We start from the raw sequence: 22,892 nt of genomic DNA on the forward strand, positions 1-22,892 counted from the left end.
GTAAACTTATTAACTATTTACTTTATAGGGTATTTATAACTGAGTGTATTCCTTTTATATAAACAAGTTGAGAATCAATGCACCAGATAGTCCTGCCACGCCAATAATAGTTTCCATAACGGTCCAGGACCTTAACGTATCCTTCTCTGAAATCCCAAAGTATCTGTTTACTAACCAGAACCCACTGTCATTTACATGAGATAACACTGTAGCACCTGAAGCTATTGCTATTACCATTAGTGCTGGCTCTACGCTAAATGCGCCAAGCATTGGAGCTATAATACCTCCGGCTGTCATCATAGCAACTGTTGCTGAACCTGCAGCAACTCTTACTACAGCAGCTATTAAGAAAGCAAGTATTAACGGACTAAGGTGAGAACCTGCTAAACCTTCAGCTAGCATTTTACCTACACCACTATCTATTAAAACTTGTTTGAAAACACCACCCGCTCCAGTTACTAAAATAATAAGTCCTGCTGGCGCAAGTGATGATGTAGCAACTTCATTTATCTTCTCACGACTCATCCCCCTAAATCTTCCAAGTCCTACAAATGCTATTAAAGTAGCTATCATTAAGGCAGCAAATGGATGTCCTATAAAACCCATAACGGTTCTTAAATAACTTTCTTTTGGCAAAAACACATTACTAAAAGTATTAAATACTATTAATATAAGAGGCACTAATATAGTAAAGAGTACAAATCCAAAACTTGGAAGATCTTTGTCTTCCTTTATAGTAGCATCTGTTTCCTGCAACATATATTCTGGAACTTCTGCATGAATTTTCTTTGCAATATATTTACCAAATACTGGTCCAGCTAGTATTGCTGCTGGCAGACCTACAATTAAACCATAAAGAATAACTTTACCAATATCAGCATTTACTAATGCTGCAACTGCTACAGGTCCTGGAGTAGGTGGCACAAATGCATGTGTAACTGCTAGTCCTGCTAGAAGTGGAATACCATAATAAAGAAGTGATTTCTTAGTTTCTTTTGCTAAAGAATAAACGAGTGGTACTAATATTATAAAGCCAACATCGAAAAACACCGGTATAGCAACTATAAATCCAGTAAGCATAAGTGCCCATTGTGATTTATCCTTACCAAAGGTTTTAACTAATGTTCTAGCTAATCTTTCTGCTCCACCAGATACCTGAAGCATTTGTCCAAACATAGCACCAAGCCCAACTACCACGGCAATAAAGCCTAGTGTTCCACCCATACCATTTTGTATTGATCCCATTACCTTGTCTAAAGGCATTCCAGCTGCTACTGCTACCACCATACTAACCAGTAATAACGAAACAAAGGCCTGAAGCTTTAGCTTCATAATTAAGAATAATAGTAAAGCAATTGCCAAAATAATAACTAAAGATAAATAAACTGCACTTGACATAAAAAAATCCCCCTCTTGAAAATTTATTTCTTTTTTATTAGTATATTATAATGTAAAGGTTTAATCAAGTGTTTTTTGAAAATAATTTTCATAAACAATAAAAAAAATACACTCTAACTGAGTGTATGAAAATTTTTTTAATATCTTTTAATTGCTATAGCTTCCCTTATTTGCCCTAATGCTTTATAATAATTCTCTTTATCCTTCAAACAAGTGCCTACAAACAAACAGTCTATAAGTGATAGAGCACTGATTCTTGCATCCATTGCTTCGCTTTTCGATAGGTTTTCCTTACCATAGGATAGAAGAACCACATCTGATTCCTTTGATATAGGCGATTTGTAATTTGAAGTTACGGAAATAATTTTCACGCCTTTTTCTTTGGCAATTTGCAGACTCTCTACTAATTCCTTATTACTTCCAGTATTTGAAATTGCAATTATACAATCATTTTCATCATACATGGAGCTTATCATCGCTTGAAAATGCGAATCATCATGAAATATGCAGTACTTGCCTGTTCTCATAAACTTATGATATGCATCAAGCGCTATTGCTGCCGATCCACCCATACCAAAAAAAGCTATTCGTTTTGCGCTATGAATATATCCTATTGCCTTATCTAGCTCCTTGCTATCGTTTATTCTTAAAGTCTCATTAAGAGAACTAATTGTGGAATTAAATATCTTTTGCATTATAACCAAGGTATCATCATTCTCTTTTATTTCTTCATGGATATTTACTAGAGGCTTTACAATTTCACTAGCTATGCTTATCTTTAGATCCTGGTATCCTTTAAAGCCTAGTTTTTTACTAAGTCTAAACACTGTAGCTTCTCCGCATTTGCAATTTTCAGCAAGTTCTGTAATAGAGTAGTGGATAATATCCTTCGGGTTTTTAAGGATGTACTCCCCCACTCTCTTTTCCGCTCCTTTAAGTTCCGAATATATACTTCTTAAGATTTCTATACCACCTATATCATTCATCATATTACCGCCTAACAGTATTTATTGTTTTATTTGCGACTTCATCGCACAAACTCATTCATACTTTCCATTATACTATAATATGCCCTAGTAGTATTGGGTTTATAAAAATCTTCATTATTATGTCTCTCCTTTTTATACTTATCCATTTTATTGCCCCCTTCTATTTTTTTACAAATTACATCTGCACTTTCTTAATCAATTGCAACACAAGTATTGAAATTATATTATCCATATTTTATTTAAATGGGAACAACTTATAAAATTTATATATGGCACAATGTTGATATTTTTAATTTCTAACTATTTAAAATTTGTACAAATTATGTTATATTTATATTGTTTATAAAAACGTTCTATAAATATTTCTATTTTCTTATTTTTATCTACTTAAATAGTAATATTTCATAAACGTATTTGGAGGAAAAAATGACTAAATCAAAAAGAGAATTTGGAGAAGGACCTATTTACACAATAACTAATTATATATTTTGGTTTTTTGAGGGTAATTTTTACTTTTTGCTTCTTAATATCCCATTACTTTTCATATTAATTGTGCTTTTATCTAATGGCACAAAATCACTTCCGCCAGGATTTGCCACTATTTTTATAATATGTTGTATACCCATAGCACCTGCCACAACAGCACTTCTTAGTGTTATGGGAAAACTTATTCGAGAAAAAGATATAAGCATTTCAAAAGACTTTTTCAAGGCTTATAAAGCTAGTTTCTTTCAATCATTATTTTTTGGGGTTCTAGAAATACTTTTAATATTCATACTTTTTATTGATATTAGATTTTTAATTTCAAATAGTTACCCACGGATATTAACTATTTCTATTTTTATAATTATTGCTTTTGTTTTTTCAATGAGTCTATATGTATTCCCAATAATCTCAAGATTTTATTTAAGTATAAAAGACATTCTTAAAACTGCAGCATACTACACCATTAAGAAATTTCATATTACAATTTTAAATTTTGCTAGCTTTTTAGTTGTAGGATTTATATTTTTTAAAATTTCCACCTTTGTGCTAGTATTTATTTCAAGTATCATCTGTTATTTATTAATGTTCTACCAGCAAAATATATTAATAGAAATCGAAGAAAAATTAAAGGATAATGCTAATACCCATCAACAATAAAATATATTTTAAAAATAAAGTTGAAAAACGATTTCCTCTTTCTACAATTTCTGGCATTTCCACCTTCCCACTAAATGGAATCGACTATAATGAACTTATAGGCATTGCAGATAAAAATATGTATAAATACAAACAGAATTTAAAAAATAAAAAATCACAGTAATTTTTTAAATCACCATGATTTTTTTATGCTTATTACTTACTAGCCTGTTTTTCCATGTCTAGCTGAAAACTGTGACGCTCCATCTCTTTATCTTTTTGACGTTTCCAAGCATGAAGAACTAATGCTAAGGTAACAACTCCATAGGATATAAACATACGAAAGTATTCCCCAATCATAGCCGATCCAGTAATATATTTACCTGCCATTGGCATAACTATAAACATTAAATGGAATAGTGCTGTACCAACAATGGCATTTGGGATAGAGGCTTTAGTAACCGTTGCACCACCAACTAAAAGTGATGCAGCTGCAAAAAGTGCCGCTTGGTCCGCTCCATTATAGGTATTCATTGTTCCTATATTTTGAAGATAAATTATTTGTCCAAAACAAGCAAGAACTGTTGAAATTACAACGGACTGAATACGAGTTTTATCAACAGCAATTCCAGCTGTACTAGATACATTCATGTCAAGTCCTACAGCTTTCATATCCTGTCCTAGTTTCGTTTTTCTAAACCAGACTGTGAAGACACAAATCAAGCCTATAATTAGAAATGTTCCAACTGGAATATTTATACCATTTATTTTTATTAAAATCAGGTTATCAAATCCTTTAGCTACTTTCAAGTTCAAGGCATTCCGTACACCATATCCTTTAGAAAGTATCATTGAACTGGTTTTAAATGGAATTATTGATCCACACATGTATAAAAGAAAGAATTGATAGATACCTGCAATAAAAAGACCTAGAATCATAGAAGTAATCATTTCACGACCTTTTGCCCTATTTAGTACTACTCCACAAAAATATCCAAGTCCTATAGCTACAGGCATTGCAACAAGTGCAGCAAGTAATAGTCCAGGAGCTCCAGTAAAACCCCAGTCAGTTATAAATATCAATCCAATTTGGCCTGCCATAGCTCCTAAAATCATACCAAAGTTTATACCCATGCCCGCCATAATAGGAAGTAGCAGTGATAATACTAGAAAAGTGTTTCTTGCAAGTCTCGTTATAATCTGATCCACCAAATAACCTGTTGAGTACCTCGAGAGCGGTATTGCTATTATGCTGATGATTAAAAACATTAATGGCACAACACTGCCCGTAAGTAATGGGCCTAATTTTTTCTTATCAAATTTCATGTCCTACCTCCCTTTCCGCGTCAGTGCATATACAATCAATCCGTTAGAAACTATTATTCGGATGATTTCAGACATGTCAATATTAATCGCACTGTTTATGACTGACGGTGTCATTGTCAAAATACCTTGAAACAAAAATGTTCCAATAACTACATTGGGAATGGTTGCTTTATTAACTGAAGCGCCTCCCAGTAGAACCGCTGCTACTGATGGAAATACAAATGCTAAGGGAGAGTTGAACATTTGAACAAAACCAAAACTTTGCTGAAAAACAATCATGCCAACCGCTGCTAGCATTGTTGACAGCATTACTGATACCACTCTCATTTTATCAATATTAATTCCTGAGGCCCTTGCGTAATCTGGGTTAGAACCCACCGCTGTAATAGCAGTGCCAAGCTTTGTTTTAAAAAATCCCCAAACTATCAAACACATAAGCATAAAAAATAAAATCATTCCTACAGGGATAATTAGATATTTTGAAACAGATATTTTTAAGATATCGCTAAGTACATGTATCCAGTAATCTTCAAGACTAATTGTTACCCTAAGCCCCTCACCTTTGAAACCCATAACACTTGCTGGATTTTTAAATGGAAGTTTAAGCCACATTATGTTCATTAAAAATACGAATGAGAAACCCACGTATGTGGCTATAATCATCTCATCACCTTTAACACGATTTAGAAGCAATCCATAAAGAAAGCCAAAAACTGCGGCCATAGCCAGCCCTACTAGAAACGCCACTCCAATCCCTGCTATTCCTGTAAGATTAAACTCTAGACTCACCACAGCTCCCATCATTCCTGATATAAGCCCTACCGGAACGCCAAAGTTCAGACCGCATCCTGATTGAATCATAGGCACCATAGAAAGCACCATGATACCACTCATACCAAAACGCACAATAACATCATTTAAAGATGCATCAATCCTTACCCCAAAAATAGGAGCCACAATAAATAATGCTAAAAGAAAAATTGCAATGATGATACGAGCCCATCCAAAGTCTTTGATGAATTTATTTATCTGAGCCATACTTTTTCACCCTCTTCGTTTATCTTAAATTCTCCAGCCATTAATAACCCAAAATCAACTACTGGAGCATCCGGTGGCAAAATGCCAAATATTTTCCCTTCACAAACAATAGCTATCCTATCACTGATAGATCTAAGTTCTTCTAATTCTGAGGATATTATAACTATAGTTGTGTTGTTTTCTTCATTATATTTTCTTAACGCATCTAAAACTAATTTTTTTGCTCCAACATCAATACCACGGGTAGGTTCAGAGACGAACAATAGCTTTGGCTTCATAGCGAATGCCTTAGCAAGACATACCTTTTGTTGGTTTCCACCTGATAAATTTCTTGCCTTTTGACGCTCGCTAGTGCACCTTATTTCTAGTGACTTTATGTATTCCAGTGCACATACTTTCATAGCTTTCTCGTCACGCCATTTGATCAATCCCCCCAAATAACTTTTAAGGAATTTATTTTGAACTTGCATGGCATTAAAAGCAATATTCCAATCAATAGGTTCATCTAAAAGTAGTCCAACCCCTCTACGGTCCTCAGATACAAATGCTATACCATTTTGTTGAGCATTTAACGTATTGTTTAACTGGAGTGATTTACCCTCAAAGAAAATTTCTCCACCGCTCGCAAAAAGTCCCATAATTCCATTCGGAATTCCAAGCTTACCTTGCCCTGCAAGACCTCCAATTCCTAAAATCTCACCCGTGCGAACCTTTAATGACACATTTTTAATTGTTTCACCAGGCATGTCCACCCAGAGATTCCGAGCTTCAAAAATTATATCCTTTTCGTCAACATTCACTACAGACCTTTTATATTTGGCCTCTGCATCAACATCTCTACCTACCATCCATTCAGCAATTTTCCTTACATCCACACCTTTTGATGGTGTTTCTACCACAACCAAACCGTCCCTAAGTACAACAATCGTATCACAAATGGCTGTTATTTCATGAAGTCTGTGAGATATAAATACTATAGATATTCCCAAATCTGCAAGGATTCTCATAGATTTTAACAGAACCTCAGCTTCAGATTCTGTAAGTACTGCAGTTGGCTCATCTAAAACAATAAGCTTAACCTCATTTCTGCCAATTTCACGTGCTATTTCTATAAATTGTTTATGTCCAACTGGCATCTCAGATACCATTGTTTCTGTATCTAGCTGAACCCCCAATTTATCTATTTGCGTTTGAGCACTCTTTCGAATTTCTGGTAAATCTATAGTTTCCATTCGTTTACCAATTACCTTTGAAATCAAACTTTTCTTGGTCTTTTCCATGTTGAGAAGTACATTCTCTGCTACTGTAAACCCAGGAATTAGTGAAAATTCTTGATGTACCATACCTATCCCCGCTTTTAAAGCATCCACAGGGCTTTTGAAATCAATCTTCTCTCCATTTAAATAAACAGCACCTTCGTACCCACCGGTTTCAGAAATTACTTTCATACCAAATAAGATATTCATCAGTGTAGATTTGCCTGCTCCATTTTCTCCTACAAGTCCTAATATTTTACCCTTTTCCAATGTGAAACTTATATCTTTAAGCACCCTGTTTCCGTCATATTCTTTGCCAACACCCTCTACTTTAAGTAGTACATTTTCTGTAGCCAATAAATTCACCTCTTATATTCCAACATAAGAAAAATTGCTTTGCACACATATGCAGGCAAAGCAATTCACACTTATTTGGTTATAATAATACATTGAGAATAGTCTATATAGACCGCTTCCTAATGTTCACTGTTTTTTTAATTTATTTTATAAGCTTATATTTTGCTGGGACAACTTCTTTACTATTACCTAAGTATCCTTTTCCAAATACATAAGTATCTTGATAAACCATTACGTGATTTGAAATTTCTTTTCCACTAACTCTATCTGTATACAATGAACCATTCCACTCAGCTCCTGGTGTATATGCACCAAATGCCTTTATTACATCAGAAAGATTGCCCTTTTGCATTGTGCCTTCTACTACATTCTTACCATATTCTACTAGACCTTCGCTAGCTGTGTATCCATAAGAAAATGCCCATGTACCCATTCTTCCTGAACCACCTTTAGCAACTACAGTTTCTTCAACTTTTTTTAGAATTGCAGGCCAATTTCCAGCTTCTGCTTTTAAATCAATACCAAATGCTCCTGGATATCCCATTACTGGTGAAGGAAGATCTGGTTCAACAAATATAGCACCAAGTTCTGCAACACGTTTTAATAATGGCTCTGTTTGAGCATCATTTGTGCAGAAGAATGCTGTATCTTTTCCATATTTTTCAACCCATGCAGGCATTTTTTCTAAAATAAATTGTTGTGCTCCTGGAACTCCAACGTCACTCGTTGGGTCTGGAGCTGTTTCAAATACAAATTTTACCCCTAAGTCTTTACAAGCTTGTTCCATAATGTTTTTTCTGAGTGAAAGAAGTTCTATACTCATATGTCTAGGGAAAGATATGTGCACAAAAGTTTTTGCACCCATCTTTTTCGCAGCGAGTATCATAAGGTATCCACGGTTTACATTATCAGGATCCACAACTAAATCTGCAGCTTCTTCAATCATAGCAGTATCTTCTTGAGAAGAGTTAGCTAATAGTAATATGTCGGGCCTTTTTTCACGAATCTGTTTAAATGCTGCCACAGTACCTGGAACTGCTTGATTTACCACTATTACTTTCATGTCTTCATCATCTGCTAGGCCAGTAATTGTACTAATAGTAGTTTCTAGTTCTTGTGTAAAATTATCCGGATAAGTAACATGCTTTATCATTCCACCGGAAGCAGCATCGCCATACTTTGCAATCATTGCTTCAGCACCACGCAGATCATCCTCACCTTGTGATACGGTACCAGTAACAATACCAATATGCATCTTTTTCGCTTCAGTTACAGCAGGTGCCGTTGTAGTTCCTGTTGTTGGTGTTTTTTTTGCGCATCCTACCATACCAAATGTTAGAATTAAACTTAAACCAATTGCTAATGATCGTTTTAACATCTAGAATCCCCCTTTTTATTTTTCAGAGCAAAGCTCATTTATAATACAAAAATTCTAAGTCAAAAATCTCCTTGTTCATAAGGAATTAGTTTTACAAAGAATTTAGCATCCAAAGTTATAAGTTGTAAAAATTTGAATGGTTTCAGAGAAATTTACTGCTCATAATAATTCATATTGTGATTTCATTCACTTATTCTCCATATCATTCCATCATTTACTATAAAACACTTCTTTTCGATAAATAGGTTGTCCCTCTACTACTCCAAATTGAATTAATGCTTAATATGAAATTCATTTAATTAAATATTGTATTTATTTGTATTATTATTATTTATAATAATACAAGGTTTAATATTCTTTGTCAAGATATAAATAAATTATGAACTCGTCTATATTAAAAGCTACATATACTAGTATCACCTTCAAAATAATATATGAATTTTTTGATTATTATATTCTTTTATTCTAATACTAATCCGCAAGTTAAATCCTAAATTATGTATTCTATTACTTTGTTTAGGTTGTTAAATGTTTTTGCTAATTGCTTGTCAAATGAACATGATATTCATACTTTATGCAATTAACCCTTCTACGAATAAAAGGCTGTTTCATTAACAAATAACAAAACAGCACCTCCGCTATTACAGAAATGCTGTTTTTTCTTAAAATTACTTATTAAATCATCTCCTGCGGAGCTGCATATTAACGACTTCAGAAGGAGATTTAGACTCCCACTGAAGTTTTCTCTTTGTTACAGCTTGTAACTCCCACTTATAGAAGTAGGAGACTTTCCTTCTAAAATGTCGTTAAATTGAAAATCTTTCAAAATGAATCTTCTTAGAATCAATATTAGAGGCTTTTAAATCAGAAACCACCTTTCCAAGCATAATTGGAGGTCCGCATATGAAAAAGTCATAATCAAAATCATTTTTTAATAACCTCTTAATTCTACTGAAATCAACGTATCCTTGCTCTCCATTATAGTTTCTATCTGAAGATAGAACTGGTATAATGATTAAATTTTCCATGTTATTTGCTATTAAAGTTAATTCTTCATTGCAAATTAGTTCACTACTATCGCGAACACCCCAAATCAAAACAACTTGTCTATCTTTTTCCTTTAAGTTTAAGTATCTTAGCATACTTAAAAATGGTGTTATTCCAATTCCCCCAGCAATGAAACATAACTTATTATCTTTTGGTAAATCTAAATGAGTAAAGCTTCCAAAACTGCCATCAATGTATGCCTTGTCTCCTACCTTGGCTTTTACAAGGCTATTAGTAAAGTCTCCCAGTTGCTTAACTGTTACTGAAACATAATCCACTACTATGGGGCTTGATGATATGGTAAATGGATGTTCATCTTTTGGAATTTCTTCATTGTAAATTTTAACATATAAAAATTGTCCTGGTTTATATTTAAATAATTCATGATTTTTAGGTTTGAATTTTAAAGTGATTATATTATCGCATTCTTTTATAATCTCCGATATAGTATATTCCTTGCTCTTAGCCATATTTCTTTTTAATATTTTATGATAAAAATACATGGATAAGGCTATTACAAAGTAAGATACAAGTGTTATCTCTAATGGAATATTGACCTTTACAGCACTACTCAAAAGTATATGAACTAATAAAACGCAAACTCCTAGTACTGTAATATTGTGGACCGTAACAAGAACTTCGTGCTTTGGCTTTAAAATTTTCTTAAGTAAATTTCTTACCTCATCCACTATTTTTATTTTGAAAAATAGCTTATTAACCATTAACAAAGTACTAATAACAATTATAGCGCCAAATATTACAAGAGTTGCATCTCCTAAAGATGTTTGAAAAGATTCACCAAAATAATTTTCTTTAAGCTGCTTATGTATAAGTCCTAGAATAAAAGCAACTATGGGCATAACCATATGGAATCTATACATTTTATCCATGCCAAAGTTTTTTTCAATAAACTTTGGCCTAGCCGTAATTATAAATTGATTAACAAAAATAACGTAAGAACAAATTCCTAGTGCTCCACCTAATAAAAATATAAAATCCTTATTACTTTTTGACGCTTGGACCACATAAAAATATACAGGTAATACGGGTGCAAGGAAATATAATAAGATCCAAAATGCTTTTTTTATTTTCATACAAACACTTCCTTATTTATACTAGTTTTACAATTAAATTATTATACCATAATTCCCTATTAATTTGTTAGGATTATGAGAACTTATAAAATTACAAGCAGGTAATCTAATAGAGACTACCAGCTTGTGCTTTTATACTGTATTAATTCTTTATTGCTGCTAGAATCAAACTTATTAAGTATGTTATGCATGAAAAAATCAAGGCTACTATGAGAAACCCTATTAATAAAATGTTATATTTCAATATGCTTTCAGCCAAAACAAATCTAGAAAATCCAAGGCTATTTACAAGTAATATTAATAAAAATATTATAATTAATCCCTTAGAAGCCCCTTTAATATCCGCAGTGCTTAAGGATATATGAGCTGAAATACATATAGCTAAAAATAAGAATAATATAAAGTATGGATTGGTGAGGTTATTAATAGAAAAAATTATTTTTATTAAATCCACATAAGAATTCAATATGCCGTTTAGTGCAACATTACTTATTTTGGTTATATTCAAATTATTCATAGATATAGTTACAAATTCATTATATGTCTTAGGGATTATCACATACATTAGTGCTATTATAGAAGAAACTCCTCCAAAAATTGGTGCAATTCCAATGAAAAAATTACCTGCTTGTTGATATACACTATTAGGGCTGTAAGCATGACTTACGTAACCAAGCACACCATTTTCATCTCTCTTTTGCAAAAGAACTATTTTTTTTATTTTGTGTCCAAAGAGAACACAAAAAATAGCATGTGACATTTCGTGAATTGGCACACCTATAACAGCTGTAATAGCAATCGCCTTCCATCCAAAACTCCTCTGAAAATTTTCCATTGAATGTTCCCTCAAAAATCCAAGAATAAATCCTACTAAAATTATCATTCCTGTCAAATATAAAGTATCTAAAATTGTCTTTATTATTAAATTAACTAAAAAATCCATTAAATCACCCTTTCTAATGCCTACAGTTTTTATGTATAAAGGAAGCCTTTTGGGCTTACTTTATACTTCTATCTCAGGTAGTATTCGATAGACTTCCAATAAAACAATATTTATAGTAAGCCAAACTCCACCAAAAATATACCCCGCATAAACATCACTTGGATATGCAGTTTGATAGAATATAGGGTTTAGTCCTGCACATAAGCAAATAAGTAATGTCATAATTACCACTGCAGTTGAAATCCAAGCTTTCTTTAAGTTTCGCATTATTAAAAAAGCGAAAAAACCATATGCTACAATTGCCATTAATGACTTATCACTAGGAAAAGTATATTGACTATTTCCCAGCATCCTTATGATGCAAGGCCCCCTGCGCCTGAAAATATATCTTAATAAAAATTGTAAAACCTCTCCTCCAGCTATTACAATAAATAGAAACTCACATTCAAGAACAGGCTTTCTATTTTTTCTTATAATCCATATAAATATGAGAATAGTAAGCGGTACTAAGATTTTAATTGAAGTTATCATTTGAAACAAACGGATAATATGAGATCCATCTGTTGGAAAAATTGCTTTTACTAAATAAGATACTACAAGATCAAATTGCAGGAATTCATGCGATAAATAATCTTGGATTACAGCAATTACAAGCACCACAAACCCCAAGAAAGCAACTGCAACACCAGCTATAACAACTTTGATTTTTCCCATGGAATGAAAGGTAATTATAGTTCTATTTATCAATTTATAAGTGCTTTCCATTATTTGTATCTTATGATTTTTATAAACATACGCAATAATGAAAATAAGAGCTATACTTAAGCTGCCAATAATTAAATATTTTGATATATAACTATGAAATTTATCCCAGTTTGGTCCAAGAACCTTACCAAGTGAAATAAAAGTAGTAGTCCATAGGAAAGCTCCAAAATAAGCATTTATTGCAAATCTTTTATATGTAATCTCCGTTATGCCAGAAAAATATCCCGTAATATGTCTAACTCCAGGTATAAAATATGCTAAAATCAACAATTTATTACCGGATGATTTAAACCACTTTGATGTTTTTTCCCTTTGCTTGGGTCCAAGATGAATATAGGAACCATATTTATCAAAAAATTTTATTCCTAATTTGGCACCTACAAAGTATGATATTGTAATTCCTACTACTACACCAGAAGTAGCTACAATAATGCTTATAATCCAATTCATTTTGGATTGATACACAAGAAATCCACAATAAGTCATCATTAACTCTCCTGGTAGAGGAAATGCAATTAATTCAAGAACTAGTGAAGTAAACAAAATAATATATCCATAATGATTAATTAGTCCTATGACAGAGTTCAATAAATCACACCTCACTTAATAAGCGATTATATCTCAACAGGTTTTAATACTACTATTTACTGCTATTATTATACCATAATTTATATAATAGGCTATTTTTTTATGTAAAATGCAAAAAAAGACATCAAGGTTTTTTCTCCCTTAATGTCTTTTTTTATTTGATGATTTTTTTAAATATCTATTTTAAACTTTCAATAGCATTTTTAGCCCACTTAGAGTCTTTATATATAGCCCTAGCTACACCAATAAGATCTGCCTTTCCAGAAGATAACAATTTTTCAGCTGCGAGAACTTCATTAATTCCTCCTGTTAATATAACTGGAATGGATACAACCTCCTTAATAGCTTCAGTTAATGGTGAAAAATAACCTTGACTAGTATTACCTGGAATAGTATACCCACAAAAGCCTCCTGAAATATCTAGGATATCTACACCTGCATTTTCAAATTCTAAGGCTGCAGTTTTGCTATCTTCAATAGTACTACCACCTTCCATATAATCAGAAGCACCTAATCTAAGCAGGATTGGAAAATCATTACCAACAGCTTCACGTACCGCTTTAATAATTTCTAAATGGATTTTAATTCTTCCGAGTATATCTCCACCATATTCGTCAGTCCTTTTGTTAGTCAGAGGAGAGAAAAATTGGTTGAGAAGATATCCATGAGCAGAATGAATTTCTACTCCATCAAAGCCAGCTTCTTTAACACGCCTTGCAGCACTAGCAAATTCTAAAATTATAATTTTAATTTCACTTTTACTAAGTTCCCTTGGAACATTGCCTAAGCGTGGATTAGCTATAGCCGATGGTCCAACTGGATCACATCCTGTAATCTCTTTATTTGCTGCACTTCCAGCATGATTGATTTGCATTACTGTTTTAGAACCATTTTTATGAATAACATTTGCCAGCTTTTTTAGTTCTTCCACAATACTATCATCTGCTATAGAAAGCATTCTTTCACTAGCCTTACCTTGCTGGGCTATAAAGCTATGTTCGATAATAATCAACGAAATATACCCACCTTGGGATTTTTCATCATAATAATCTAACATTCCTTTACTGACCCTTCCATCCAGTTCAGATTTAGAAGTAGCCATTGGTGGCATAACCAATCTATTTTTCAACATTAATTTGCACTGTTCTAGTGGTCTAAGTAAATATGACATTTTCTACCTCCTGATATAATTAATCATTATCCTTAAATATTTATCATTGTTTCTTATTCTATCAAATTTACCCACAGAATTCAATGTTTCAATGTTTCAATTTTTCATCCTATATACTCTATATTTCAACATTGACCGCAGTTGACGTTTCACTAGATAAGAATGCTGCTTCCATTACTTTGATAACACGCATTGCTTGCTGCGGTGTTATTTTAAGAGCTGCTTTTCCTTCAATAGCATCCAAAAGCCCATCATACACAACTGTTAAATTATCCACAACATCCATAGGCTCAGATAGAGTTATTTCTTCTGTAGAATTTGCGTTTCTTGGCGCCATAGTTTTAGTAGGTCCAGCTTTGGTATAAACAATTTCATCTACCCAAACACTTTCTTTATCTATGCACCTTACTATTTTCCCATTACAATCCCAATTATCAATTTGAAGTGTACCTTTTTTCCCCAGAACATACCATCTTGGATGTGTTATGTAATTGTTGGTAGATACCTCAATATGAGCTGTTAATCCACTTTCAAATGTCAATGTAAGACGGAAGTTATCTTCCACATCACTGTACTCAATATTGTACATTTTGCAAAATACATTTGTAACTTTCTCATGGACCATATACATCATTTGATCAATTAAATGTACCCCCCAATCTACCATCATACCGCCACCAAGCCTTTTGATAGTTCTCCAACCAGTTGGCATTCCACGGGATCCCTCAACTCTAGATTCTATAGCATACACATCTCCAAGTAGCCCCTCTTCAACACTTCTTTTCATTAAAATAAAATCCTTATTTGTTCGTCTATTTTGATCAATAGTAAATACTCTATTATACTTAATAGATGCGGCTATTACTTCCTCAAGTTCCACTGAGGATAGTGTTACAGGTTTTTCACTAATTACATGTTTTCCAGCTCTCATCGCCTCAATCAATAATTCTTTATGCACCTCATTAGTTGTAGCAACAAGAATTATATCAATATCGGAATCCGCAAATAGCTCCTCTTTTGAACCATATGCCTTAAGTCCTTGCTCTTTTGCAAAATCACATCTTTCTGGATTTATATCAAACACACCTTTTACATTAAGTCGCTTATAATCCTTAAGAGATTTGAAATGATACTCTGCCATACCTCCAAAACCTATAATTCCTAAATTAAACATTTTATAATACCCTCTTTCCCATTATATATTCAAATGATTTTTCCATATTTTCTGCATATGGACAGACTATATATTTTGCACCTAAAGTATTAAGATACTCTATTTCAGCATCTAAGTTGTCTTTAAGGCTGTTTATTCCAACATGTGCAGACAAAGCAATTAAATTAAGCTCTTTAAGCTTTTTATTCATATATTTTGCTGTTATATCTTTGTATCCTGCAAATTCAACACCTGTATAACCTATTTTAGATATTTCCTCAAGTGTTCCAAAAAAATCACTATTTGTATAATCTTTAACTGACTATAGTTGTGCTGATAATTTATTTAACATGATTTTTTCCTCCTTTTATTGAAAGTATATAGCTTTACCTGTATTTGTAGATTCATATATTGTTTCAAGAATTTTAGAAACAATAAAAAGCAGTACCTTTCTATTGTATAAGTACTTATACTTACAAATTAACACAATTAAATATTATATGATATAGTAAATTTAAAAAAAGCATCAAATATTCACCATAATAGAAGGTGTATTTTATAAAGCAATTTAAAGATTACAAAAATATTTCCCTTAAGCAATATAAACAGCTATATAAATTCAGTTTTAAATAATAATCACTATAGCAGCTTAAAATCTAAGTTGATATAGTGATTATGTATTGTACAAATTTTACTTAATTTACATTAAATAAATTATCTTAAATCTTTAGTTAACACTGCATCCATATCTGTAAACTCTTGATTTTCCCCAACCATACCCCAAATGAAAGTATAATTTTTTGTTCCCACACCTGAATGTATTGACCAACTTGGAGAAATAACTGCTTGTTCATTTTTCATAACTATATGTCTTGTTTCATCAGGAGTTCCCATTAGATGGAATACTACATTATCTGCATCCATATCGAAATATAAATATACTTCCATTCTTCTATCATGTGTATGACAAGGCATTGTATTCCATACACTACCAGGCTGAAGTATTGTCATTCCCATAACTAATTGACAGCTTTTACAAACTGCTGGATGTACATATTGATTTATTACTCTCTTATTACATTCTTCATCACTACCAGCTTTTACTTTTTTAGCATCAGCTAAGCCGATTTTCACTGTAGGATAACTTTTATGTGCTGTAGCACTATTCACATAAAATTTTGCAGGGATTTTAGCATCTATGCTTTCAAATGTAACTTCCTTAATTCCTTGTCCAACATAAAGGCCGTCTCTAGATCCTAAATCATATTTTTTACCATCTAAGGTAACTATGCCTGCTCCACCAATATTAATTACTCCAAGCTCACGTCTTTGAAGAAAGTAATCACAACCTAAAGCTTTACTTCCTTCTAGTGAAAGCACCTTATCTGTTGGTACTATACCTGCAACTATTATTCTATCTATATGGCTATAAACCATCTTTATTTCTCCAGGTACAAATAGGTCCTCAATTAAAAAGTGTTTTCTGAGCTCCGTAGTATCATATTTTTTAGCATCTTCATTATGACTTGAATATCTAATTTCCATTATAATTCCTCCTAATATTAATTTTTTCTATAACATTTTATTATTGGAACATTACTAATTGAATTATCTTACTAACCATCCACCGTCTACAGCTAAAATATGACCATTAACGTAATCTGAAGCACGACTTGCTAAAAATACAACAGTTCCCATTACATCAAATGGCTCTCCCCATCTGCCTGCTGGTATTCTATCTAAAATGCTTGCATTTCTTGCTTCATCTGCTCTAATTGGTGCTGTATTATCAGTTGCTATATATCCAGGTGCAATAGCATTTATTTGAATATTTTTATCTCCAAGCTCATTTGCAAAAGCTTTAGTTACCCCTGCTACCGCATGTTTACTTGCAGTATATGCTGGTACAAATTTTCCACCTTGGAATGCAAGCATAGATGCAATATTTATAATTTTTCCTGATCCTTGCTTAACCATTATCTTTGCAACATCTTGACTTAAAAAATAAACCGCATTTAAGTTTATATCTAGTACTGCTTTCCAATCTTCATCTTTGTATTCAAGTAGTGGTGCACGTCTAATAGTACCTGCATTATTAACTAAAATATCAATTCTGCCAAATGCTTTTACACAAGCTTCTACAGTGGCAGTTATTTCTTCTCTTTTCGATAAATCAGCTTGAAAGAAAGAAACTTTTCTTCCCTGTTCTTCTACAAGAGTTCTAGTTTCATCCCAATTAGTATCATATGTAGGAATAAAAATATCCGCTCCTGCTTTCGCCAGTGCTACTGCATAGCCTTGTCCAAGTCCAGTATTACCTCCGGTTACAATTGCTACTTTACCCTTTAGTGAAAAAAAATCCATTGAAAATTCATTTATATTTGTACTCATTTTATTAACTCCTTTTCCATATTTATTTTTTATTCATTACAAGATTTTCTTATAATAAGCTCAGGTTGCAATATAATCTTTTGTTTTGCACTTTCATTATTATTGATTTCATCCATTAATATTTTTGCTGCAATTTTTCCTAATTCAAATTTTCTTTGATGAATTGTGGTTAGTGGAACGGGTAACATAGCAGCCTGCTCAATATCATCATAACCTGCAATGCCAATATCTCTCGGTATTTGAATATTGTTCATATGACAGTACTTCATAACTCCCATTGCTACCGTATCGTTTATAGTAAAAATTGCATCTACCTTTTGGTCTATAAGTATTTTAGCAAGCTTAAATCCATCTTCAAATGTCGCACTGCTATTTAGTAAAATTTCTACATTGATTTCTATGTTATTTTCTATTAACAAGTCTCTATAAGCCTTTAACCTTTCGTTACTTGCAGAGGAACTTTCATCGCCAAGTATTACTCCGATTTTTCTATATCCCTTACTTAACATGTGCGAAACTATTTTTCTAGACCCAACATAATTATCATTTCCTACATAACTTATATCTAAATCATTAACATAATTATCTACCATTACCAGTGGAACATTTTCAATTATCTTTTTATAATCAGAGGCTTTAGGCTTTACAGGAATAAGAATTATACCATCAACCCTTTTCTGTGATAAAAAATTAATGTATCTAGTTTCATTTTCTTTATTTCTATCACTATTACAAAGAACAAGTCCATAACCTATTTTTTCTAAATATGAGCTAACTCCCTTACTCACATAAGCATAATATTGATTGGTTATATCTGGTATTAAAAGTCCTATCATATTTGTTTTATTCAATATGAGGTTCCTAGCAGAAGAATTTGGAATATAACCTCTTTCATCACAGGTTTTCAATATAAGCTCTCTTGTTTTTTTAGAAATTTCACTACTATTATTTAATGCCCTAGATACTGTTGTAGCAGAAACATTACATTCTCTTGCTATATCCTTTATTCCTACCATATTTATCTCCTCAATACTAACTAGTATTTTCGTTAACGTTAACGTTCTATATAAACTATACCACTTAACAATATATAATACAATACTTATATAGATAAATCGTTAACGATAACGTAATTACCAAAAAAAATGATTGACTATAAATTCACCTTATTTTCTTCGCTGTTAAAACAATTGACAATGGTACAAGTCCCATTGTCAATTCCATAAATATTATTAAATACCTTACTTTAATTATTTTGTAGATATTATTTTGTAGATATTATTTCATCAATTAAAACCTTCCATTCAGGATGCGCTGCATACATACCTTTAACTTTATTCTGAAATACTTGATTATCATCTAGTTTGGTAATTGTAACTCCACCTTTTCCCACTATTTTAGCCTCTGCTTCATCTGACTGTTTAAGCCATTCAAATCTCTCTACCTTTGCACCTACATCCGCAGCTTTTCTTATTATTACTTGATCATCTGCTGATATTTTATCCCAAGAAATCTTGCTAAAAGCTATCATTTCTGGAACTCTTGTATGTTCATCTATTGTAATAAACTTTGCTACTTTATAATGATTAGATGATAAATAACTAGGCCAATTATTTTCAGCTCCATCAATTACTCCAGTTTGCATTGCGTTATAAACTTCACCATAAGCCATTTCAGTAGGTGATGCACCTAAAGCTTTAACCATATCCATCATAGGCTTACTTTCTTGTACTCTAATCTTTAAATCTTTTAAATCAGCTGGTGTTTTTACAACTCTTTTTGCATTATAAAAATTTCTTGCTCCAGAATCTAGCCAACAAAGTCCTACAATTTTACTATTTGCTTGTAAATCAGCAAATATTTTATCTCCTATCTCTCCATCTAAAACTCTAAACATTTGATCTTTGTCCTTATAAAGATAGGGAAGAATTAAAACACCCACTTGCTTATTAACTTCAGCCAGTGGTGCAGCACCTATACGTATTATATCAACTGCTCCAAATTGAGCTTGTTCTATAGAGCTTTTTTCATCTCCAAGTTGAGCTCCTCCATATACCTCAATTTTTATTCTTCCATTAGTATTTCTTTCTACTTCATTTGCAAATGCTTGATCTCCAAGTATTGTTGGGTAACCATCAGGTTGATTGTCTGATAATCTTAAAGTAATTGATTTTGTTTCTACCTTAAGTGTCTCCTTCTTTTTACTTGTATTATCAGCTTTGTTTCCACAGCTACTAATCATTCCTACAGTAAGTACAAGGCACGAAAATATTGCAATAAATCTCTTTTTATTCATTATTCCCCCCTCTTAATCGTTTTTTGTTTGTTTTTTCATCTATGTATTTATAATACTTCTCAGAGGTAATATTTCTTTTATATATTGAAAAAGCAAAAGCAATTCTTTTGAACAAAATCATAACTTAAATAAAGTTATGATTTTATTATGAATCTAGCAGTAAAATAAGTCAATTGCTTTACTACTGAGTTTATCTGTTACACTATATAATGAATGAAAAATTGCCCATCATCATTTCGTAGAAAGATGATAGGCAATTAATTATATTCATTTTTCAATCTTAGAAACTACATATTCATAAAAGTCTTTTTTTTGTTTTCCAAGCACTTTATTAGTTAGTACAAAACCATGCTTAGTCGTTGAAAATACAACAATCATGTTCATCTTTTTTGATACACCTTTTACCGTATTCCATAATAAATCTGAACTTTGATTTTTAGTTTTTACATGAATCCCACTATCATCAAAACCTATCTCCATATCATGGGAAACTGCTCTTACCTGCATTTTTGCCCTTCTATAAACGACTGTGGGTTGAATAACCGTAAATAAACATATCACGATTATCAAAAGTACTTTCATAACACTATTTACATCTTCCCAAACCTTTATCGACACAAGAATCATGGCAAATGTAAATATAATATTACATATCCCTACTATTGAAGCATAAGTAGAGTACATGGATAACTTCCAAAGATCAAAAGCTGTTGTTTGATAAGTAAATTTATATTTCATATCTCTCCTTAGTTAAATAATGATGGAAGAAACAAACTAATTTCCGGAATGAATGTAAGCATTAAAAGTGTAATGATCATACACAAATAAAATGGTAATGTGGCTTTTACAATTCGCTCCATGGACACCTTGCTAACTGCAGAGCCAATAAACAGCACGGCACCAACAGGTGGTGTTAAAAGACCTATCCCACAATTTAAGACAATTATAATACCAAACTGAATAGGATCAATTCCAATTGAAGTTGCAATTGGTAGCAAAATTGGGGTAGCAATCAGTATAATTGGAGCCATATCCATAATACATCCAAGTATTAAAAGAATAAGGTTTAGAAGCAGTGCTAAAATAATTGGATTATCCGAAATACTTATAATTGCTTTTGCTGCTAAATCTGGAACGTGCAAGAAAGTAAGGCAATATCCAAAAATACTAGAAGTCGCAATCAGTATGAGAACTATTGAAAGTATATCTACACAACCTTCAAGAACTTTCCAAACACCCTTCCAATCAAGGCCTTTATAAATATATAAACTAACAAGCAAACTGTAAATAACTGCAATAGCTGCCGACTCTGTTGCTGTAAATACACCAAATACTACTCCCACTACAACTATCATAACGGCGGCAAGAGCCCAAAAAGAAATACTCAATTGTTTTAACAAAATCTTCATTCTGAATTTGTCACCCTTTGGATAGTTTCTTTTAACAGAAATGATATAGGATCCTATCATAAGGGATATTGCTAGTATTGCGGCCGGTATATACCCTGCAAGGAAAAGACTTCCCACCGAAATACCACCTGCAGTTGTGGCATAAATAACCATGTTATGACTTGGTGGAACCAAGAGTCCTTCAACAGATGAAGTAATGGTAACTGCCGTTGAAAAGTCAGCATCGTAGCCTTGTTCTACCATCATAGGGATTAAAAGACTACCAAGAGATGCCGTATCCGCAGCTGCAGAACCAGAAATACCTCCAAAGAAGTATGATGCAACAATGTTAACCATGGCCATACCTCCTCGCATCCAGCCAACACAAGCAGTGGCTAGTGCAATCAGTTTTTCAGAGATACCTCCTGATCCCATGAGACATCCCATTGTAATAAAGAAAGGTACAGCCATAAGACTGAAAGAACTAATTCCCTTTACCATCTGTTGACAAATAGTAATAAGTGGAAGTCCTAGGTACAAAAGACAAAATAGTGATGAAAGCGCTACCGCATAAGCAATAGGAAATCTTAAAAATACCATTATGAAAAATGTACCAAGTAAAATTAATATTGCCATACTATTAACATCCATGAATACCCTCCTTCTCTACAAAAAATTGTTTAATATGATTATATATAGAATCTATTTCAAAAATAACCATTGCTATACCTGCCACCGGAACCGGAAAATACATCCAAAATCTAGAAAGACCTGGCATACTCACATAAGTTCCTACTTTACCGATTTGCACTGCGTATTTCCAACCTACTATTATCATAACCAAAGCAAGTCCTAAAACAGCAACATCTGCAATAATATCCAAAACAGTTAGCAAATGTTTTGGCAAATATCTGTCAAATGCTGTCATACGAATATGTGCATTTCTTTTGATGGCTAAAGCCGCAGAAAGAACTGTCATATATGCCATGCAACTTAAAACCACTTCTTCACTCCATGCTGGATCTGGAATGAAAGAAATATATCTACCAGCCACCGACATCGTAGTAATGAGAATATCCCCTATTAAAAGTAACTTGCATAAGAAAAGAACAATCTTATAAGCCAAATCATATGCCGGTTGAATCTTATCCATTGTATTAAAAATTTTAGGCATTCGCTACCTCCTCAAAAT

Annotated in this window: 20 protein-coding genes; 1 reads left to right on the top strand and 19 read right to left on the bottom strand. The window is 32.5% G+C overall.

Annotated features, from left to right (window positions below; genetic code table 11):
- Positions 1–54 precede the first annotated feature (54 nt).
- Both ACREVU_RS20290 and ACREVU_RS20295 read right to left on the bottom strand, forming a co-directional pair.
- On the bottom strand, positions 55–1,398 hold the full coding sequence (locus tag ACREVU_RS20290) for a GntP family permease (RefSeq protein WP_431553414.1): 1,344 nt from the start codon (positions 1,396–1,398) through the stop codon (positions 55–57).
- A 137-nt stretch (positions 1,399–1,535) separates the two neighbouring features.
- Positions 1,536–2,387 (bottom strand): MurR/RpiR family transcriptional regulator, encoded by an 852-nt coding sequence (locus ACREVU_RS20295; RefSeq protein WP_431553415.1) that lies wholly within the window; start codon positions 2,385–2,387, stop codon positions 1,536–1,538.
- Positions 2,388–2,813: 426 nt separating this feature from the next.
- Between ACREVU_RS20295 and ACREVU_RS20300 the strand changes: the two genes are divergently transcribed.
- Positions 2,814–3,530: a YesL family protein gene (locus ACREVU_RS20300; protein ID WP_431553416.1), complete on the top strand. Its 717-nt coding sequence runs from the start codon at positions 2,814–2,816 to the stop codon at positions 3,528–3,530.
- Between the two features lie 195 nt (positions 3,531–3,725).
- Here ACREVU_RS20300 and ACREVU_RS20305 read toward each other — a convergent pair whose 3' ends face one another.
- The 17 genes from ACREVU_RS20305 to ACREVU_RS20385 form a co-directional block, all read right to left on the bottom strand.
- Entirely contained in the window at positions 3,726–4,835 is a 1,110-nt protein-coding gene (locus tag ACREVU_RS20305; protein WP_431553417.1) for an ABC transporter permease subunit, read from the bottom strand.
- 3 nt (positions 4,836–4,838) lie between these two features.
- On the bottom strand, positions 4,839–5,873 hold the full coding sequence (locus ACREVU_RS20310) for an ABC transporter permease subunit (protein ID WP_431553418.1): 1,035 nt from the start codon (positions 5,871–5,873) through the stop codon (positions 4,839–4,841).
- Positions 5,861–7,486 (bottom strand): sugar ABC transporter ATP-binding protein, encoded by a 1,626-nt coding sequence (locus tag ACREVU_RS20315; RefSeq protein ID WP_431553419.1) that lies wholly within the window; start codon positions 7,484–7,486, stop codon positions 5,861–5,863. The genes ACREVU_RS20310 and ACREVU_RS20315 overlap by 13 nt, the downstream gene beginning before the upstream one ends.
- Before the next feature lie 142 nt (positions 7,487–7,628).
- On the bottom strand, positions 7,629–8,864 hold the full coding sequence (locus ACREVU_RS20320) for a DUF3798 domain-containing protein (RefSeq protein WP_431553420.1): 1,236 nt from the start codon (positions 8,862–8,864) through the stop codon (positions 7,629–7,631).
- An 806-nt stretch (positions 8,865–9,670) separates the two neighbouring features.
- Complete coding sequence (locus ACREVU_RS20325; RefSeq protein WP_431553421.1) at positions 9,671–11,005, bottom strand: ferredoxin reductase family protein; 1,335 nt, start codon at positions 11,003–11,005, stop codon at positions 9,671–9,673.
- A 142-nt stretch (positions 11,006–11,147) separates the two neighbouring features.
- Positions 11,148–11,948, bottom strand: a complete 801-nt coding sequence (locus ACREVU_RS20330) for a M50 family metallopeptidase (protein WP_431553422.1) — start codon at positions 11,946–11,948, stop codon at positions 11,148–11,150.
- Positions 11,949–12,008: 60 nt separating this feature from the next.
- Positions 12,009–13,301 (bottom strand): VTT domain-containing protein, encoded by a 1,293-nt coding sequence (locus ACREVU_RS20335; RefSeq protein ID WP_431553423.1) that lies wholly within the window; start codon positions 13,299–13,301, stop codon positions 12,009–12,011.
- A 178-nt stretch (positions 13,302–13,479) separates the two neighbouring features.
- Entirely contained in the window at positions 13,480–14,472 is a 993-nt protein-coding gene (locus tag ACREVU_RS20340) for an NADH:flavin oxidoreductase (RefSeq protein ID WP_431553424.1), read from the bottom strand.
- A gap of 118 nt (positions 14,473–14,590) precedes the next feature.
- Positions 14,591–15,646, bottom strand: coding sequence for a Gfo/Idh/MocA family protein (locus ACREVU_RS20345; protein WP_431553425.1), 1,056 nt, complete (start codon positions 15,644–15,646; stop codon positions 14,591–14,593).
- A gap of 1 nt (position 15,647) precedes the next feature.
- Complete coding sequence (locus tag ACREVU_RS20350) at positions 15,648–15,836, bottom strand: hypothetical protein (RefSeq protein WP_431553426.1); 189 nt, start codon at positions 15,834–15,836, stop codon at positions 15,648–15,650.
- Between the two features lie 503 nt (positions 15,837–16,339).
- Positions 16,340–17,170 carry a 5-dehydro-4-deoxy-D-glucuronate isomerase gene (gene kduI, locus ACREVU_RS20355; RefSeq protein WP_431553427.1) on the bottom strand — a complete coding sequence of 277 codons (831 nt, stop codon included), beginning with the start codon at positions 17,168–17,170 and terminating at the stop codon, positions 16,340–16,342.
- Positions 17,171–17,233: 63 nt separating this feature from the next.
- The gene (gene kduD / locus ACREVU_RS20360; RefSeq protein WP_431553428.1) at positions 17,234–18,016 is read right to left on the bottom strand and encodes a 2-dehydro-3-deoxy-D-gluconate 5-dehydrogenase KduD; all 783 of its coding nucleotides are present in this window, start codon (positions 18,014–18,016) and stop codon (positions 17,234–17,236) included.
- A 29-nt stretch (positions 18,017–18,045) separates the two neighbouring features.
- Entirely contained in the window at positions 18,046–19,032 is a 987-nt protein-coding gene (locus ACREVU_RS20365) for a LacI family DNA-binding transcriptional regulator (protein WP_431553429.1), read from the bottom strand.
- A 248-nt stretch (positions 19,033–19,280) separates the two neighbouring features.
- Positions 19,281–20,312 (bottom strand): TRAP transporter substrate-binding protein, encoded by a 1,032-nt coding sequence (locus tag ACREVU_RS20370; protein ID WP_431553430.1) that lies wholly within the window; start codon positions 20,310–20,312, stop codon positions 19,281–19,283.
- A gap of 267 nt (positions 20,313–20,579) precedes the next feature.
- Positions 20,580–21,050, bottom strand: a complete 471-nt coding sequence (locus ACREVU_RS20375; RefSeq protein ID WP_431553431.1) for a YcxB family protein — start codon at positions 21,048–21,050, stop codon at positions 20,580–20,582.
- Positions 21,051–21,058: 8 nt separating this feature from the next.
- The gene (locus ACREVU_RS20380; RefSeq protein WP_431553432.1) at positions 21,059–22,351 is read right to left on the bottom strand and encodes a TRAP transporter large permease; all 1,293 of its coding nucleotides are present in this window, start codon (positions 22,349–22,351) and stop codon (positions 21,059–21,061) included.
- Complete coding sequence (locus tag ACREVU_RS20385; RefSeq protein ID WP_431553433.1) at positions 22,341–22,874, bottom strand: TRAP transporter small permease; 534 nt, start codon at positions 22,872–22,874, stop codon at positions 22,341–22,343. The genes ACREVU_RS20380 and ACREVU_RS20385 overlap by 11 nt, the downstream gene beginning before the upstream one ends.
- Positions 22,875–22,892: the final 18 nt, after the last annotated feature.

The sequence above is a fragment of the Clostridium sp. genome, from assembly GCF_050717535.1.
Classification (GTDB): domain Bacteria; phylum Bacillota; class Clostridia; order Clostridiales; family Clostridiaceae; genus Clostridium_AD.